At 45.2% G+C, this 19245-nt stretch carries 13 protein-coding genes; 11 read left to right on the plus strand and 2 right to left on the minus strand.

What is annotated here, in order from left to right; all coding sequences use genetic code 11:
- Window positions 1-35 precede the first annotated feature (35 nt).
- The gene (locus tag AC0YN3_RS10605; protein ID WP_475775023.1) at window positions 36-1070 is read left to right on the plus strand and encodes a glycosyl hydrolase; all 1035 of its coding nucleotides are present in this window, start codon (window positions 36-38) and stop codon (window positions 1068-1070) included.
- A 128-nt stretch (window positions 1071-1198) separates the two neighbouring features.
- Here AC0YN3_RS10605 and AC0YN3_RS10610 read toward each other — a convergent pair whose 3' ends face one another.
- Window positions 1199-2017, minus strand: a complete 819-nt coding sequence (locus tag AC0YN3_RS10610) for an AraC family transcriptional regulator (RefSeq protein ID WP_475775024.1) — start codon at window positions 2015-2017, stop codon at window positions 1199-1201.
- 204 nt (window positions 2018-2221) lie between these two features.
- Between AC0YN3_RS10610 and AC0YN3_RS10615 the strand changes: the two genes are divergently transcribed.
- Window positions 2222-4399 (plus strand): alpha-galactosidase, encoded by a 2178-nt coding sequence (locus tag AC0YN3_RS10615; protein WP_475775025.1) that lies wholly within the window; start codon window positions 2222-2224, stop codon window positions 4397-4399.
- A gap of 282 nt (window positions 4400-4681) precedes the next feature.
- Here the strand turns inward: AC0YN3_RS10615 and AC0YN3_RS10620 are convergent, their stop codons facing one another.
- Window positions 4682-6667, minus strand: a complete 1986-nt coding sequence (locus AC0YN3_RS10620; protein ID WP_475775026.1) for a beta-galactosidase — start codon at window positions 6665-6667, stop codon at window positions 4682-4684.
- A 116-nt stretch (window positions 6668-6783) separates the two neighbouring features.
- Here AC0YN3_RS10620 and AC0YN3_RS10625 point away from each other — a divergent pair, with 116 nt between their 5' ends.
- From AC0YN3_RS10625 to AC0YN3_RS10665, 9 genes are all read left to right on the plus strand, one after another.
- Window positions 6784-7626, plus strand: coding sequence for an AraC family transcriptional regulator (locus AC0YN3_RS10625; RefSeq protein WP_475775027.1), 843 nt, complete (start codon window positions 6784-6786; stop codon window positions 7624-7626).
- 321 nt (window positions 7627-7947) lie between these two features.
- On the plus strand, window positions 7948-8841 hold the full coding sequence (locus tag AC0YN3_RS10630) for an ABC transporter permease (RefSeq protein ID WP_475775028.1): 894 nt from the start codon (window positions 7948-7950) through the stop codon (window positions 8839-8841).
- Between the two features lie 3 nt (window positions 8842-8844).
- On the plus strand, window positions 8845-9741 hold the full coding sequence (locus AC0YN3_RS10635; RefSeq protein WP_475775029.1) for a carbohydrate ABC transporter permease: 897 nt from the start codon (window positions 8845-8847) through the stop codon (window positions 9739-9741).
- A gap of 76 nt (window positions 9742-9817) precedes the next feature.
- Window positions 9818-11518, plus strand: coding sequence for a type 2 periplasmic-binding domain-containing protein (locus AC0YN3_RS10640; RefSeq protein WP_475775030.1), 1701 nt, complete (start codon window positions 9818-9820; stop codon window positions 11516-11518).
- Window positions 11519-12106: 588 nt separating this feature from the next.
- Window positions 12107-13888: a sensor histidine kinase gene (locus AC0YN3_RS10645; protein WP_183570789.1), complete on the plus strand. Its 1782-nt coding sequence runs from the start codon at window positions 12107-12109 to the stop codon at window positions 13886-13888.
- Window positions 13872-15494: a response regulator gene (locus tag AC0YN3_RS10650; RefSeq protein ID WP_475775031.1), complete on the plus strand. Its 1623-nt coding sequence runs from the start codon at window positions 13872-13874 to the stop codon at window positions 15492-15494. Before AC0YN3_RS10645 ends, AC0YN3_RS10650 begins: the two co-directional genes overlap by 17 nt.
- Before the next feature lie 144 nt (window positions 15495-15638).
- A complete protein-coding gene (locus AC0YN3_RS10655; RefSeq protein ID WP_475775032.1) occupies window positions 15639-17324 on the plus strand; it encodes a type 2 periplasmic-binding domain-containing protein in 1686 nt (561 codons plus the stop codon).
- An 83-nt stretch (window positions 17325-17407) separates the two neighbouring features.
- A complete protein-coding gene (locus AC0YN3_RS10660) occupies window positions 17408-18325 on the plus strand; it encodes an ABC transporter permease (RefSeq protein WP_475775033.1) in 918 nt (305 codons plus the stop codon).
- Window positions 18326-18352: 27 nt separating this feature from the next.
- Entirely contained in the window at window positions 18353-19237 is an 885-nt protein-coding gene (locus tag AC0YN3_RS10665) for a carbohydrate ABC transporter permease (RefSeq protein ID WP_183570795.1), read from the plus strand.
- Window positions 19238-19245 lie beyond the last annotated feature (8 nt).

Consider the following 19245-nt stretch of genomic DNA (forward strand, 5'->3'; position numbering starts at 1 on the left):
AAACAGAAGACAACGAGAAAGGTGAGAAACCAGAAATGTTGAATGCAGAAAAAAAACCTCGTTTTAATGTACAGCCTAACCTTGTAAATCCGAATGCTGATGAAAATACCAAAAGGCTGATGTCGTATTTATGCGACATTTATGGAACCCGCATACTGACCGGCCAGCAAATTGGGGTAGTGTCCACACCGGAGCTTGAAATCCTGCATGAAGTGACTGGTAAATATCCAGCCGTATACGGTTTTGATTTCATGAATTATTCACCCTCGCGCACAGAGCGCGGGGCAGAATGCTCCGATACAGATATCGCCATTGATTGGTGGCAAAGCGGAGGCATCGTCACCTTTTGCTGGCATTGGAATGCGCCGAAGAATTTAATTGATTTGCCGCCGGACAGAACATGGGGAAGCGGCTTTTATACGAAAGCAACGACGTTTGACATTCAGAAGGCGATGGCTGATGAAGATTCTGAGGATTATATGCTGCTTATTAGAGATATTGATGCCATTTCCATCCAGCTGCAAAGGCTCCAGGATGCAGGGGTGCCGGTACTGTGGAGACCGCTGCATGAGGCATCGGGAGGCTGGTTTTGGTGGGGGGCGAAAGGGGCTGACCCATGCGTGCGGCTGTGGAAGCTAATGTATGAGCGAATGACGAATATGCATAAGCTGAACCATTTAATTTGGGTGTGGAACGGCCAGCATGCGGATTGGTATCCGGGGGATGACTACGTCGACATTATTGGTGAAGATATATATCCACCTGATCGAAATTACGAGTCGCAGCTCGACCGTTTTCAAACGGCTCTCTCTTATACGGCGATGAACAAAATAATTGCTTTATCCGAAAACGGGTCCATTCCAGACCCTGATCTCATGCTACGGGATCAAGCCCTTTGGGGATGGAATTGCACGTGGTACGGCACTTTTGTCTACGATACGGTGGATGGCCGCAGAGTATATGCAGAGAAGTATACGGAGCTCGACCAGCTCAATAAATTTTACCATCACCCCTTCTCCGTAACGAAGGACGAGCTGCCGGATCTTCAAAACTATCCGCTGCGGGATTAACGTATGGCGGTAGGGCTCGGTAAGGCCCTGCCGGGTTCGAATTTCGATTTTGGTTGGTAGAGGAAAAAAATGATTTTATAATGATCTGGACACTTTTAGAATCTTAGTAAAGGCATACGGATGGATGATCAATGGGTTTCTGCACGATAATGTTTAGGGGAAGCTCCTTTAATCTTTTTAAACATTTTGGAGAAGAGCAAAGGGTCATTGTAGCCGACGGAGCGGGAGATATCACCTATCGTCAGCTCAACGTTCCCCATCATTTCACATGCTTTTTGGACCCTAATACGAATTAAGTATTCTTGGATACTAGCATTCATTTGTTGTTTGAATAACGAACAAAGATAGCTTCGATTGAGTCCGATTATGCGGGCAATGTCCTCAATGGTAATTTTCTGAGCAAAGGTAGTTTCGACGATTTCCTTCACCTTTTCTACGTAAATTTCCGCGCGACTTTCCTGTTGCTCAATTGCCGTTACCGGTCCATATTCTGCAAGTAGGGACAATAATAAGTAAAGCAAACCGGTCAGTCTGGTTTCTCTCGTTTTATGATTTCCATTGGACTCGGCCATTAACTTCAAATATTTATAAATCATATCGTCTTTACCACAGTTGAGTATTGGGCATCCCCTCGTTAATCCTGCTTGCTTGAGGAGCAATTCTGCCAGTGTTCCGTCAAAACCAAACCAGCAATATGACCAAGGGCTTTTGGAATCGGCTTGATAATAAGTAATGGCAGCTGGGCATATAAGAAACCCCTGACCCTTCTGAAGCCGGTATTTGTTTCCGTCGACTTCAAAGATTCCTTCTCCGTCCAAAATATAATGAAGAAGAAAATGACTTCTTATGGCTGGCCCAAAAAAATGACTCGGAATACATTCTTCAATGCCAAATTGTGTTAAATACAATTCAGTGTGCTGTTTGCTTCGTGACAAATACTCAATCATGGTATATCCCCTTCATATTAAATTCCAAGCATTATAACATAATTAGTGAGCATCAAGCTATGTACGCAATATTAAGTATTGATATATTATTCCTGTATAGTTGACAAAGCATCTGTTAATTAGTGACAAGCTTAAAACCATATTTTATTTTGAGAACACATTAAACATTTGCTCTAAGAGGGTAGTGTTGAGAGGAGAAGTTTTATGGGCATCATTGTTCAAGAGAATACAGGGCTTTTTCACCTGCAGTCGGTCGGCATGAGTTATCTTATTCAAATTAAGGATGGATATCCTATCCATGTATATTGGGGGGGCAACCTGAAGCATCGGGAACCCATGGCGGATTTATTGATCCACACTCCCGAGAAGGCTGGATTGGATCGCTTATTCCAAGAATACCCTCAATACGGGAGCGGGGATTTTCGTAACCCGGCTTACCAAGTAGAGCTTGAGGATGGAACGCGAATTACGGAATTAAAGTACGAAGGATATAGGCTCATGAAGGGGAAGCCTTCATTAGCTGGACTTCCAGCCGTTTATGTAGAAAATGAAGCCGAAGCAGAGACTTTGGAGCTGGAGTTGAAGGATCCCTATTCGGGTCTAAAAGTTGTCCTTATCTATACTGTTTTTGTTGATCGGAATGTCATTATCCGTTCTGCGCGGTTCAGTAATGAAGGGGAAAAGAAGCTTCGACTTCTCCGTGCTTTAAGTGCAAGTGTAGACTTCCCGGATAAAGAGGACTTAGAAATCATCTATCTCACCGGAGCCTGGGCTCGAGAAGGTAATATAACCCGTAGAGCGTTACATCAAGGTGAAACTCGAATCGATAGCAAGAGAGGCATGAGCAGCCATCAATTAAACCCCTTTTACGCGTTGGTCACTCCGGAAACAACAGAAAACCATGGTGAGGCTTACGGCTTCAGCTTAGTATACAGCGGTGGATTTGAAGCGGTAGCTGAAGTGGATTCATTCGGCTCTACGCGAATTAGCATGGGAGTGAATTCCTTTGATTTCACATGGCTATTGAATCCAAGTGATAGTTTTCAAACACCGGAAGTCGTCATGGCTTACTCTAAGCAAGGGTTGGGCGAGATGTCGCGTACTTATCATCGCTTGTACCGGACAAGGTTATGCAGAGGGGAATTTCGGGATAAAGAGCGGCCGATTCTAGTCAATAACTGGGAGGCTACTTATTTTAATTTTAATGCTGAAAAGTTGTTAGCAATAGCTGAAGAGGGGGAGAAGCTAGGAATAGAGCTGTTCGTCTTGGATGACGGTTGGTTCGGCAAGAGGGATTCGGATAATTCATCTCTTGGTGATTGGTACGAGGATCGCCGAAAACTGCCAGACGGACTTGCGGATGTGGCAGAACGCATTAATCGGCTTGGGCTTAAATTCGGACTTTGGTTTGAACCCGAGATGATATCGCCGGACAGCGATCTTTACCGGGAGCATCCGGACTGGTGTCTTCATGTTCCTGGACGCAGGCGCAGCGAAGCAAGGTGGCAGCTCGTGCTGGATTATACTCGAAAGGAAGTTCGAGATTACATTTACGACTCCCTCTCAGCAATCTTCTCCAGCGTGCCTGTCTCTTATGTGAAATGGGACATGAACCGCGCTCTAACTGAAATGGGTTCCGCTTCACTGCCCTCTGAACGTCAATCGGAGACTTCCCATCGCTATGTTCTAGGATTGTACGAGCTGTTGGAACGCATCACCACGGCATATCCGAATATTCTGTTTGAGAGTTGCTCAAGTGGAGGAGGCCGCTTCGACCCTGGAATGCTCTACTACATGCCTCAAACATGGACAAGTGATAATACGGATGCTGTAGAAAGGTTAAAGATACAATACGGTACCAGCCTTGTTTACCCTGTAAGCGCAATTGGAGCTCATGTATCAGCCGTTCCTAACCACCAAGTTGGACGGATTACGCCACTTGATTTTCGAGGGAACGTCGCCATGTCTGGAAACTTTGGATATGAGCTTGATCTAACCAAATTCAGCGATGAAGAAAAAGAGATCGTCAAAAATCAAGTCATCACTTACAAGCAAATTCGTGGTTTAGTTCAAAAAGGCGATATGTATCGATTGAAGAGTCCTTTTGAAGGTAACGAATCGGCTTGGATGTTTGTATCCGAAGACAAAGAGGAAGCCGTTGTGTACTATTTCCAAGTGATGGCCGTGCCGAATGCAAGGCGAAGAACCTTGCGGCTTGATGGGCTTAACCCGGAACTTGAATACGAAGTTTGGTCAAGTGACGATGGTGAAAAGTCAAGCTATGGGGGAGACAGGCTCATGCAATTAGGACTAAACCTTGCTTATCATCAGCAAGACTATGAAAGTGGATCGTTCAGACTTAAAGCAATTAAGCTAGGGTAAGACTCTATTAAATGTTCTAGAGAACTTGCAATTGACTGATGCCCCATTTTATGAAAAGGGGCATTTTGCATGTAACGGCCGAAATGGTCTGGGAGTCAGATATTTTCTTGTTGCAGAATCTCCTTGGATGAGAGAAATATTGTACCTAGAATATACAAGAATGAAATGCTTGCATTTTTATCACGCGACCATCGACACTCCTGTTGAACATCGATAAAGGGCTGTCCCTCAAAGTATTCAGCTTTGTGAGACAGCCCTTAGCAAGATGCAAGCTACTTGATTTTATAAAGTTAGAATATCTACTCCCAGAGCGGGCAGTGTGATTTTCTGCTCTGATCTCTCGCTCGTCAACAAGCTGCGATAGGGAACGTCAAGCGTCACCTCACGTTGCTCATTCGTCAAATTGATTAGGAACAGGAAGCTTTCCTCACCCTTCGTTCGAATTGAGAGCTCGACACCTTCCGGCAGCTGGAGCTTAGGAGCCAAGCCTTTTTCCTTCAATATCCCATCGAACAGCTGATAGAAATACGATGGCTCCGGCCAAGTGCCGACATAATACACTTCACCTTCACCAAGCTTATTGACAGTGACCGCCGGCACACCTTCGTAAAAGTCGTTGTCATACCAGGCAATCGGTTCTGCTCCTCGCAGTTCCAGCAAATCACACCATTGCTTCGCAGCGAATGTCTGTCCCGCGGCGTTCCGTATTCGATGTTCGCTGTTGCCGATTGCATCATATTCACTCACGACAACACCCGCCGCTTCTGCAAGCAGCCCTGGCAGAGGCAGCATCTCACATACATTTCTCATGTTCTTCACGCCTGTCCGATTGGTGAGGACGACCGTGCCACCCCCCGCTGCGAATCGCTCCAGCCGCAGCGCTACTTCTTCACTTAACAGAAAGAGGGATGGGACAATGACCAACTTGTAGCCATCGAGCTCCTCGGTCCAGTTGATAACGTCCGTACCGACGCCCATTTTCAGAAATGCATTGTGCATAGAGGACAAGTTGTCTATATAATGCATTCCTCCTTCCGCTTGCGCCTGAAGGGAAAGCGCCGTGTGTTGATCATGCGAATGCAGAATAGCAACCTGGGTAACGATCGTCGAGTCTGCAAGCAGTTCTCCCAGCTGGTTCACCTCGCGAGTAAGCTCCGCGAACTCCCTGAACCTGCGTCCAGGAACATTGCTATGGTCGATAAGCCCATGCCAGAACTGTTCGGCTCCAACGGCAGCACTCCGCCAGCGGAAATGGACGACCATATCGGCGCCGCGGGCGATTGTCTGCCAGGAACGAGCTCGGATCAGTCCGGGATAAGGGCTGCGCTGAATTGGCATCCAGGCGCCTTGCGCTCCACTCAGCTGCTCCATTACCCAGAAATTGCGGCGCTTGATGCCGCGAACCAAGTCCAGCGTCAGCGCTCCGTTCCTCGGAAACCGATCGCCATGATCGCGATACAACTCATTCGGATAATAATCGACAGAGGCGAAGTCCAGCTCTTTGTAAAGATCATAATAGTCCAAGCTATTCGGGAATTGCCACATGTTATGCGTGACGAATTGGCCTGGACAGTTGCTGCGTATAATTTCAAGCTGCCATCCGAGCAAATAGCCTACGCTGTCCGAGCAAAACCGCTTGTACTCCAGAAGGTAAGAAGGATTCATCGGCTTACTCGTACCGAGCGGCGTCGTTACCTCGGCCCAGCTGCTGTACTCTCCGCTCCAGACGACCATGCCCCACTCCCGGTTTATTTCTTCCAGACTGGAATAACGCTTCTGCAGCCAAGCGACAAATGCACGATTGCACGTGTCGCAATGGCATTCTTGATAGTGCATCTCGTTATCGATTTGCCAGCCAATGACGGCGGGATGCTTCGCATAGCGCTGTGACATCACTTCCACAAATTTGGAGCCCAGCATTCTCAAGGAATAGCTGTTGTTGCAGCGATGTCCACGCACACCCGGCCGGATGATTTGACGTTGCTCATCCCTTGGCAGCACATCGGGATAACGAGTTGTCATCCAGTTCGGTGGCGTATTGGTAGGTGTGCATAATACGATCTCCATGCCGCGTGCGGCGAACACTTCTATAGCTGCATCTAACCATTCAAACCGATAATCACCCTCGGTAGGCTCCATTCGGCTCCAGGCGAATTCCGCGAATCGTACAACTGCAACACCCGTCTCTTGCATAAGCGCAGCATCCTTCTCCCAAAGCTCGGGAGTCCATTGCTCTGGATAATAATCAATTCCGATCTTAATCGCCATTCTATAATCTCCTTTGTCCATCAATATATTGCGATTATATGATATATTAACTGGAGTGAAAATCTTAAATAATTAATACGATATAACAATATTAAGATAACAGGAGAGTTGGTTGCATGCCTAATCCCAATCGCGCTTTTCCGGTACTTTCCGCCCGAGACAAGCTGCTCCCTTTTTATTTGCTTGGCATTGGCCTGCATCATGAACAGGAGCATATACGCCGAGACAGAGGTATTCTCGATTATCAGTGGATTCAATGCCGCAGTGGCGAGGGCAAGCTCAAGTTAAGCGAAACGGAGTATATCGTCAAGCAAGGCATGGGTATGCTGCTGTTCCCCGGCCAGAAGCACGAATACTATGCTTTGTCGGGGAACTGGGAAGTCGACTGGATTATTTTCGATGGCAGCGGGTCAGCGAGCTTGCTTGAAACAGTCGGCATTGTAGAAACAAGCGTATTTGCGCTTGCCTCGCCCGAATACCTTTTAATCCGCATGCGGGAGCTGCTGCAGGCTGCCCTTACGCCACAAGAGCAAACGTTAAGCAATTACGCCTGCTCCGCCATCCTCTATACCTTATTGACGGAAATTATTCAGCGCGTCTCTGTCGAGGGCAGCGATACCGTCGGGCAGCAGTATGAGCGGTTAAAACCAGTACTAGACTATATTGACCAGCATTATGCCGAAGAGATTGCTTTGCATACGCTCGCCGGACTGATGTGCGTCACACCGGAATACTTCTGCCATTTGTTCAAGAAGACGACAGGCATTCGCCCTATTAGTTATGTCAATCAGGTAAGGATCAACAAGAGCAAGGAACTGCTGCTCGACAATGTGCAGCACGGGATGCAGGATATTGCTCATCAAGTCGGCTTCGAATCTGCCAGCTATTATGGAGCTATCTTTAAGAAGCTGGAACGGCTGACACCTGGTGCCTTCCGCCGTAGCTATCAGAAGTCGTAACATATGTGCTGTCTAAGTGCGTACGGAGAGTAAATGTGTACTTAGTCAACTTGGAAGTAAATTCATTGGACATAAAAACGCGTTATCCATATGGGATAACGCGTTTTTATTAGGCTATCGGATGAGGCGTTCAAAGATTTTAATCACTATTAGCCAATCCACTAGTTGAAAAAACGAAGATATTAACAGGTGCCTCATGGCTGCCTGTTTTTTTGTTCTCGCACAAAGAACCAATCATTACGATGGAAATCCAATCATCGTTATATGGTTTAACTGATTGTAACCCCTTACAATTTGTAACAGAAGGAGGGATGCGACATCATGTTAGCACAATTATACAAATATCGTTGGCAGTATGTCATGATTTTACCGGCGGTTTTGCTTTTATTTCTATTTAACTATGTTCCGATGGCGGGCATTCAAATCGCATTCCGCGATTTTCAGATCGGGTCCTCGATATGGGACAGCGCGTGGGTTGGGTTCCAAAACTTCACGTTTCTGCAAGAGCCTCAGTTTTGGATCGTCGTAAAAAATACGTTGTTCATTTCGGTATTGAAATTCGTATTCGGATTTCCGGCTCCAATCGTATTGGCCATTATGATTAATGAATTGGTGAGCGCAGGCTTCAAAAGATTTGTTCAATCGGTCAGCTACTTGCCTCATTTCTTCTCATGGATCGTCGTCGCGTATATTCTACAATCCTTTCTTACGCTAGACGGCGGTTTGGCGAACGATTTGATTACGAAAATGGGCGGAGAGCCTATCTTTTTCCTAGGCTCGGAGAGCTGGTTCCGGCCAATGATCGTCTCCAGCGGTTTATGGAAAGAAGTGGGCTGGAATACGATTCTATATCTCGCGGCCATTACGGCGATCGATCCCCAGCAATATGAAGCGGCCAAGGTGGAAGGCGCGGGCAAATGGGCACAGATTCGGCATGTCACGCTGCCAGGCATGATCCCAACGGTCTCGATCGTGCTTATCCTTAGCATTCCAAGCCTGATCACCGTAGGCATGGATCAGATTTATCCGCTCTTGAATCCGGCAAACATGCAGGTGGCGGACGTTCTTGATACGTATGTTCTTCGAACCGGCCTGCAGCAGGGGTACTTCGGTATGGCTACCGCAATCGGTCTGCTGTCATCCGTAATAAGCCTTATTCTAGTCGTGTTCACGAATCAGGTATCAAGAAAATTGAACGGCGAGGGGTTGTGGTAACCGATGAAACGTACAACGGGAGAAATCGTCTCGCAAAGCATCCTTGTCGTTCTCATGATTCTGCTATGTGTGTCCGTGCTGTATCCGTTCGCCTACATGCTGGCGATCTCGCTGAATGAGGGAACCGACGCAGCGAAGGGCGGCGTATACTTGCTGCCAAGGGCATTCACGCTGATCAACTATGAAATCGTACTCGGCAACGAAGTGATTCAGCACGCTTATCTCATTACGATATTGCGTACGATTGCAGGTACAATAGCTGGCCTTATGGTTACGCTGATGGTGGCATTCGGCTTATCGTATACGAAGGTTCCATTCCGCAAATCGATTCTAAGCTATATTTTGCTGACGATGCTATTCAGCGGAGGACTTGTGCCTCTCTATATTCAGCTTTATAATTTGGGGCTCATTAACAACTTCTTGGTTTATATCATACCCGGCATGTTCTCGGCTTGGAATATGTTTGTCATGCTGAAGTTCATTCAAGGCATTCCGGAGGCGCTTGTCGAATCGGCGGAGCTGGACGGTGCAGGACCGTTCCGCGTACTGCTCCAAATTATCGTACCGCTGTCGAAGCCGATGCTTGCTGCAATCGGATTGTTCACCGCAGTCGGCCATTGGAATGATTGGTTCGCCGGAGCTTTCTACGTCACCAAGCAGGATCTCATTCCGGTACAAACGTTTCTGCAGCAGTTATTGTCGGCGCAGGATATGTCAGCCATCCTGGGCTCGAACTCGAATCAGGAAGCACTAGCCAGAGGGTCGCAAATGCAGAACGTGACACTCATGTCAGTCAAAATGGCAACCGTCATGGTGAGCGCGATTCCTATTCTATGTGTGTATCCGTTCCTTCAGAAGTATTTCGTGAAGGGCGTATTGATCGGCTCCGTCAAAGGTTAAGAGCCGCTGTTACTTGAGGGTATTGGGCTTCATCACATACCATTATTTAGTCAAGCGAAAAGGGGAGAAAAGAAGCATGCAGAGCAAATGGGTAAAGAAGACCGGTTTAATGGCTATGTCGGCGGTCGTATTGCTTTCTGTGGTCGCAGGATGTTCAGGTTCGAACGCATCCAAAAATGATCCGAAAAGCACGAATGCGGCACAAGGCGGTACGGAAACGACAAAAGGTTCACAGAAATTCAATCTATGGCTGGGCTGGTCGGCAACGGTTAATAATGATAGTCTCGTCCAAAAAAATTGGAAGGAATCGGAGCCAGGCATTGAAGTTGTGCTTGAAGCTACGCAAGGTGACGCCGTTACGGCGCTTAACTTGAAGCTGAATACGGGCGGCTTCGAAGATGCAGCGGTGTTCAACCGCAGTGAAATCGTGAAAGCAGCGATGATTCGCTCCAATAAAATTATGTCAGTCGAGCAATATTTCGATATGCCTGATCAATATCCCAACCTTGCAGCGATTCCTAAGCCATATTTGGATCAAATGAAGGATGCGGACGGGCATATTTGGTCCATTCCAACCTGGTTCGACCAAAACCCTGAGAATCCATGGCCGGGCTGGGCATCGCAAACATGGCTTGTCCGTACGGACGTGCTTGAGAAAGCGGGAATGACCACGGCGGATTTGGCTACGATTGAAGGCGTTGAAGCGTACTTGAAAAAAGCCGCTGAGCAAAAAGACGCGTCAGGCAAGCCGCTAATTCCGCTTAGCTTCTTAATGGATCCTAACGATACGGCAGGCTGGAACGATGAAAATACGGTTTTGAGCACGTTTGGCGTAACGACGGGAGGCGGTATTATCCCGGTAGAGAAGAAGGGTGACGACCTTGTCCTCTTGTATGACGACCCACAGTATAAAGTGGCTTACCAATGGATGAATAAAATGTATCGTTCCAATCTGGTGGACCCAGAGGTCGTAACCGATAAAAAGGAACGCTACAAAGAGAAAAACAAAGCAGGACGCGTAGCCATGAACGTAGGCTCCTTCTTTAACGTAGATAATTCGATCTGGGAGACGCTGGACGGCCCGACTGAGCCAGGCTGGTTCTATCAAGTCGTTCCATTCCCTAAGGTAGAGGGCGTCGAGAAGCTTGGCGCGAACACAGTCATCAATCCGTATCCAGGATATGACGTCTACATTAGCAAAGATTCCAAAAATCTAGAGGCGGTTTTGAAGTTTCTTGATTACTCGCTTAAGCCTGGAGCGGAACAGCAGCAAGTCATTAACGAAGGACCGGAAGGAAAGTACTGGGGCTGGATCGATCAGCCGCTAGGTCGATGGAGTTATATTGATGCAGAATATGATAAAGCGCGTAATTCTGGCGAGCCTGCGCAAAAAGCGAAAGTAACGCCAGAGCTTTACATGATTTCTTCCTACAATAACGACTGGTATCCGTGGTGGAATTACGGCACAGGCGATAAAGTCGGAAACGAGAAAACGTCGGAATTCACGGCAGCGGTAGGACAGATGGGCGCTGTGCGCAGCACGCAAACCTATGACTTGGTTAAAGCGAAGGCCGGCGGTCTGCTGGAGAAATATTTGCCTGAGCTCGAAAATATTCGCAAAGAGTATAGAGCGAAATTCATCATGTCCAAAAGCGACGAGCAGTTCGAAGCAACCTGGATGGCTTTCCGCGATGCCCTGGAGAAACGTGGGCACTGGACTGAAGTGAAGCAAGAATGGCAGGAGCAATATGAAGTATTGTTGAAAGAGCAAGGATAGCTATAAACGATGAGGAGGCAACCCTTGTAGTGAGCTGCATATCGTCAAGCAGACAAAGCAATAAATAAAAATCAATTAAGCGGTCTTAGTTCTGTATTCAATCGGACTGAGGCCGTTTAGTTTCGTTTGTAACGGTTCGTTAATGTGAAAGTGGATTAGTCTGCGGGGTATCTTGCGCTTGAAAGCTACAGGGACAAATTTCTGCTTTGTTCCATTTTTTTGATTATGACGGTGCTGAAAAATGTCGTGTGGTGCATTCATTCTGGGAACGCGTATGTACGATGTCAATCAAGACTAATTCCATGTCAGCATCCGCAACACGGCTAATGATGAGCTTGGCGATCTGGAGATTTTGTTTAATTCGATGCCCAGCCGTGTAGGTATGCTTGCGGAAGACATAAAAATGCGGGATTTCCAACAGCCTGACTACTGAGTTTTCTCAGTAGTTTTTTTGCGTGAATCTTTAATAGTAAGGGGGTTAGACGGATATCGGAAATGTGAAAGTGAAGTCGGAATTGTCTCATTGTTACACATATTAAGTGATGGGTATAATGAAATATTACATTGTAAGTTGGAAAGGAGACTGAGATGAAGCTTTCACGAAAAGTTTGGCAATCTTCGGTTTACAAGCGGCTAATCATTGCTTTTATTATTGCAACGATACCCATATATATCCTTGCCGGCATCTTATACAGCTGGGCATCTAATCTACTTCGCCAGGATATTATGGACTCAGCTGAAACTCAGTCCGAGAATTATTTAAGGGAGCTAAATGATACGATTAGCCGTTTTAACTCGCTTCAGTACGATATGCTCAATGATAACTATCTGAATAAGTTAGTAAATACATACGACATTCTTGAGCCATATCGTCGAATAGAACTGATTCACTTCTTGCGGTCCAAGCTTGTCTCCATGCGTAATAGCAGCGAATTAATCGTTGACACTCGTCTGTACCTTCCTGGAATTAAAGTGGAAATTTCGGCGGTCGATGGGTATGGGTATTTGAAAGATGAGGACGTACCTGTTGCGAAGCTTCATGATCCTTATAATGTTATCAGTTATAATAATAAACTGCTCATCGTGGCCTATCCATTGGAAAGCGAGTTTGACACCATCCCAAACATAATAATTGAAATGGAATTGCGTCCGAGCGAGATTCAGCGTGGTTTTCAAGCGGCGTTAAAAAAGGACTATTCAGGAGCACTGATTTTGGGATTGGGTACGAATGCTGAAAATATGTACATAATCAATGATGAGAAGTTGGAAGAGCCGATTAGGAAACATTACGGACGATCGTTGCCATCTAAACAAGCGACGGTTAGACAGCCTCCCGCCAAACTTGATCAAACCTATATTTTCACACATTCGAGTCTTATGGATAGCAGCTTATACGTAGACCATTACTTATATAAACCAACTATGTTTAAAACGATTTCGGAGTATTACAAATGGTTCTGGTTGTTTTTCTGCATGACCATCCTGATGGTCGCCTTATATCTGTATTATATCAACAAAATTATTAATAAACCTATGGTCAAGCTTGTAAGAGCATTTAAACGAATCGAGGAAGGCAATTTAGAGCTGAATATCCGACATGATAAAGAAGACGAATTCGGCTATATATATGAACGTTTCAATGAGATGCTGATTAATTTGAAAATCTCGATAGATGAAGTTTACAACCAGCGAATTCATTTGCAGAATGCAGAGCTGAAACAATTACAGTCGCAGATCAATCCACATTTTCTTTATAATTGCCTATTCAGCATCATTCGTCTCATTAAGATGGAAAAAGATGATGAAGCTGTGAACTTTACCAATCAGTTGGCTAAATATTTTCAGTTCATTACTCGTAATTCGAGAGATACGGTACCGCTCGAAAATGAAGTCGCTCATGCACGTAACTACGTCATGCTTCAGTTAGCAAGATTCTCAGACCGTGTTTCCGTTGAATTTGAAGAATTACCGGCAAGTCTTAAGCCATATTCAGTGCCCCGACTAATTATTCAGCCATTAGTGGAGAATGCATTTGTTCATGGATTAGAGAATGTTCTGGAAGGCGGCATTCTCAGAGTGACGTTTGTGGATGTACCGGAACATGAAAGGTTAGTAATTGTCGTCGAAGATAACGGGGAGAATAGCGAAGAAGGATTAGAAAGGCTTTCTGCTCTCGTAATGGACGAGCAGAATAAACAGATTACGCAAGAAATTACAGGTATTCTGAATGTCCACAAAAGGCTCCGTTACAAATATGGCCCAGAGAGTGGGATAAAGGTTGGCAGAAGCGCACTAGGCGGCGTCAAAATAGAGTTAATCATTAATCCGAAAGCGGTGACTGCGGATGTATCGAATGCTAATCGTGGATGATGAGAAGTTGATTCTGGACGGCTTGTATGAATTATTCTTGGAGATGGAAGGACACAGACTTGAGCTATATAAGGCTTCGACTGCATTGGAAGCCTTAAAAACCATGTCCGAAAAACGATTCGACATCCTGTTGACTGATATTAAAATGCCTAAGATGTCAGGGTTAGAACTCGGTGATCGGGTTAAGCAAAGTTGGCCGGAGTGCAAATTAATATTTTTAACCGGCTTTGATGAATTTAATTACATCCACCATGCAATTAAGCAAGGTGCGGAAAACTATGTCTTGAAATCCGAAGGTGACGAGGCGATCCTTGAGGTCGTTCGCAAATCGATAGCCGTGCTTGACGAACAACAGAAGATGGGAATGCTAATTAAGCAAGCACGCGAAATTCAAAGGGAACAAGTCGCACACCATCGAGCCATTTATCTATCTGACTTGTTGGATGGCATGTTGTCGCAGTCAGAGTGTAATCAGCTAACGCTGGAAGGGCTAGGTATTAGACTTTCTATGGATAGCCCAATTGCTATGGCAATAGCCAGAGTGGATTTGGCCAGCTCGAAGATGCGTCTTCCAGAAAAGGATCTCCTATTCACGGCACTGCATTCCGTCAACGTTCGTTTATTATCGCCCTATCTAAAGTTTACGGATGTTAGCTACAGTCGGGAGTATTACGTTATATTCATTCAAGATCGCGATAACTCTTTTCAGACACTAGAGGGGCTAATGACTTTCTTGCACGGCTCACTAGAAACGATTCAACAGACAGTGGAAAAATCCACTGGCTACACGTTTTCGTTCGCTCTTACCGAAAGAGCAATCGAATGGAATGATGTGGCCAAACAGTTTATCGTGCTTAAGGCCTTTTTGTCACGCTATTTTGATGCCAAACAAATTATTGTAACGGATAAGAATGTGCAGTCGAAAGTGAAGCAATACGAAGACGATGTGCGTGGCTTCATAGAAGTCTTCCATAAACGTGCGAATGCGCTAGATACATATATTGAATCAGGACGCAAGGATGAGGTTCAGGTGATTCTCACTGAACTTGCCTCATTTACAGAATGGGAAGCCATAGATGAGATGAGGTACCTGGAGTTGTATTACGCGGTAGCGCTTCGGATTTTATCATCAGCAAACAAAATAGGTTTAGACCGTGATTCTACGGCTGCTCCGCATCTTATCAAGCTTTTACAGCCTTCTTCATTTCATTCTCGCAAGGAAGGGCTTGATTTGCTTCAGCATATCGTTAATTTATTTCATCATTATCACGCAGAACAGTCCTCGAGGATGCGGGTGGATGTATTAGGTACAATCATTCAATATATCGTTGACCATTTAGATGGGGACCTTTCGGTAACAAAACTTGCTGAACAAGTTTACTTGAATCCCGATTATCTATCAAGAATGTTCAAACAATCGAAAGGCCTAACAATAACCGAATACATCGCGGCGTTGAAGGTTCAAAAAGCTAAGGAAATGCTTTCCGATCCGCGTATGCTAGTTCAAGACATTGCTAAGACGCTAGGATTTACATCGGCGGGTTATTTTAGCCGTTTTTTTAAGAAGGAAACGGGACAAACCCCACAGGAGTTCCGAACAACCTAAACTCGAGTTGGAATTGCATATTCAAGACAACCATTTATGGAAGTCGGAATAATACAAGGATAATCGGAAATTTGAAATCGTTTTCTATTGCGCAGAAAAGTATGATTATCTTGTAAGCAATCAGGACTGAATGGGGGAGCAAGCATGAACTACAGAAAACAGAAAGTGTTTACAATGGTATCCGCAGTTACGCTGAGTATTGCTCTACTGGCGGGATGCAGCTCGAACAATGCAAACCAGACAACAAAAAATGGGGGCAATAATAGCGTCAGTACGGAGACGAATACTCCTATTGATCCTATGGCTAAGTTTGATCCGCCCATTGAATTAACCGTTGGGGTGGCGATCGGAGATCCAATGGCTGACGATTTTACAGAAGAAAAATGGGAAAATAGCGTATGGATTAAAGCCTATCGGGATGAACTGGGTATTATAATCAAGCCTCTTTGGTACACGAAGGGTACTGACGCAAGTAAACAAAAAATGAGCGTTGCCATTGCGTCTGGTGATATTCCTGATCTTATCGGCGTTAGCACGGAACAACTCGCTACATTGTCCAGAACGAAACTGTATACCGATTTATCAGAAGTGTATGAAAACTACGCGACATCATTAACGAAGGGAATCATTACGGAGGAAGGTAATTCGGCTCTGGAGTCCGCTACCTTTGGAGGAAAGCTCATTGCGATTCCGGGAACGAATTCGGCAATCGACGGCGCCTCGTTCCTGTGGGCTAGGCAAGACTGGCTGGATAAGCTTGGACTTCCAGCGCCAAAAACGACAGATGAACTTTATACAGCTATCAAAGCAGTTGTAGAACAGGATCCTGACGGCAATGGTAAAGACGATACCGTTGGTCTGATGATGAACAAAGATTTTCTATCGCCGGGCTTGGCGGAAGCAATTGGTTTATTTAATGCATTTGATGCATATCCGAAAACTTGGGTCCGCGGAGAAGATGGCAAGCTTGTTTACGGCAGTGCATTACCCGAGGTGAAAGACGCTCTAACCTATCTAAATAAACTTTATACAGAAGGATTAATCGAGAAAGATTTTGCGGCTAAGGATTCAAACAAAGCAGCCGAATTGGCTGCTGCAGGACGAGTTGGTTTCAATATCGGCGCAATGTGGAACGGGATGTTTCCACTTCAGCAAACAAAGGATAACTTCCCGGATTCCAATTGGCTGGCAAATCCGATTGTTTCCAAAGACGATCAGCCAGCCAATCCTCAAATCAAGCTGAATGTGGAGAACTACTATGTGATGCGCAGCGGTTACGAGCACCCAGAAGCCATTATGAAACTGATTAATTTCTGGACAGAGCTGAATTACGGGGATACTTCTCAAGAGGAGTATGACAAATATCTAGGTCCTGCTCCGGCTCCAGGTCATCACTGGACGGTGGCGAAAGCATGGAAAGCGCAAAAAAATCTCCAAGCGCATCTAAAGCTTAAAGAAGCGTTCAAAACAGGAGATACTTCCAAGCTTAATGCAGAGGAAAAGGGATATTATGACAATATCCAAAAATATAAAGCCGGAGACAACGCCAATGCCCAATTCGAGAAGGTATTCGGCGAAACCGGTTCTTTCAAATCCATGAATGAGTATGTAACCAACAATTTATTCAAAATGGATGAGTTCTATGGGGCTTCGACTGACGTCATGAAAAATCGTCTCAAAACGATTGAACAAGCGGTTATAGAGTATTACACAAAAGTGATTATGGGATCGGATTCGGTTAATAACTTTGAGAAATTCGTTAGCCAATTGAACCAGTTGGGTCTCGAAGAGGTAACGAAAGAAGTTAATGATTGGGATGCAGCGAAGTAATTGAAGTATCAATAAGTAACAGTGGAGGAGGAGGACCTCGGTCATTCCTCCTTCTTCTATATAAACATAGGGATGGAGTGTGCATGTCGATGGAGTTGAAAGGAACCCGCAAACGTCGGTTGTCTACAGGCGCTTATCATTTGATGCTGCTGCCGGCGGTCATCTTGGTTCTCATATATAGCTACGGTCCGATCGTTGGCATCGTAATCTCTTTTCAGGATTTTATCCCATCTAATGGCTGGTTTGGGTCGGAGTGGATTGGCCTTGATAATTTCAAGTATGTATTTGGTATGCCCAATACGATGCAGGTTATTGGGAACACTTTATTAATCTCTTTTTTGAAAATGATAGTGGGTATCGTATTTCCGCTTGGCTTAGCGATTTTGCTTAATGAAGTCAAAAATGTGCTATTCAAGCGTACCGTTCAAACCGTCGTTTATATGCCTTACTTTCTTTCATGGATTATCCTATCCGGTATTCTGATTGATATTTTGTCACCATCGGGAGGCATTGTAAACAATTTTCTTGCGTTTCTGGGATTTGAACCGATTTATTTTCTTGGCGAGGGCCCATGGTTTCGTTTTATATTAGTGGCTTCACACATTTGGAAAGAACTTGGCTTTGATACGATCGTGTATTTGGCCGCCATTCTAAGCATCGATAAATCATTGTACGAAGCGGCCTCATTAGACGGTGCGGGACATATGAAACAAATGTGGCATATTACGTTGCCCGGCATGAGACCGATTATCGTGTTGCTGAGCGTGTTGAGTCTTGGAAATATTTTGAATGCGGGATTTGATCAGGTATTCAATTTATATAGTCCTCAAGTCTATTCTAGTGCTGATATTCTGGACACTTACGTTTACCGGATTGGAATGGAACAGATGCAGTATGGCGTAGCAACGGCTGTTGGACTTTTCAAGTCGTTTGTTTCTTTTGTCTTTATCTGCACCTCTTACCTGCTAGCCTACAGGCTCGCGAATTATCGGATTTTTTAATCATTGTCACATAAGGAGGTATTCAGAATGATTGAAAGACGTACGTTTTCTCGTAAATTGTTTATATACGCCAACTATATTTTCCTTGCCCTATTTTCATTAACCTGTTTGTTTCCCATTGCTCATATGGCCGCGATGTCGCTCAGCAGCAATGCCGCCGTAACCGCTGGTTGGGTTACGGTGTGGCCGATCGGATTTAACCTGGATTCTTACAAGTACATTTTCAGCAACAATGTATTCATGAACACGGTAGGCGTATCGTTTCAAAGGCTTTTTCTCGGCGTTTCAATAAGCTTGACACTTACGGTTCTAGCTGCTTACCCGCTTTCCAAATCCCAATTGAAGTTCAGATCAAGAACGGCATACTCGTGGTTTTTTGTTGTGACGATGATCTTTAACGGCGGCTTAATACCGACCTTTATGGTGGTCAAAGAAACGGGGCTTATGGACTCCATTTGGGCGCTTGTCCTACCCTCGGCGGTTAATGTATTCAATGTTGTACTGATGCTGAATTTCTTCCGTACGCAGCCGCATGAGCTTGATGAATCGGCGCAGATGGACGGAGCCGGAGCTTGGAGAACGTTATGGAGTATTTATTTACCAATCTCTATGCCGTCATTGGCGACTATAGCTTTGTTTACAATCATCTTTCATTGGAATTCTTGGTTTGACGGCATGATATATATGAACTCGCCTAGCAATTATCCTCTACAAACCTATTTGCGAACCGTTATTGTTTCTAGAGATTTAACGAATATGAACGCAAACGATTTATCGCTTATCGCCAATATTTCGAATCGAACCGTCATGGCTGCTCAGCTGTTTGTCTCCATGCTGCCGGTATTGTGTATCTATCCATTTCTGCAAAAGTATTTTGTTAAAGGAATCGTACTAGGAAGCGTAAAAGGGTGAGGTGTGTA

The sequence above is a fragment of the Paenibacillus sp. J22R232 genome, assembly GCF_056269165.1.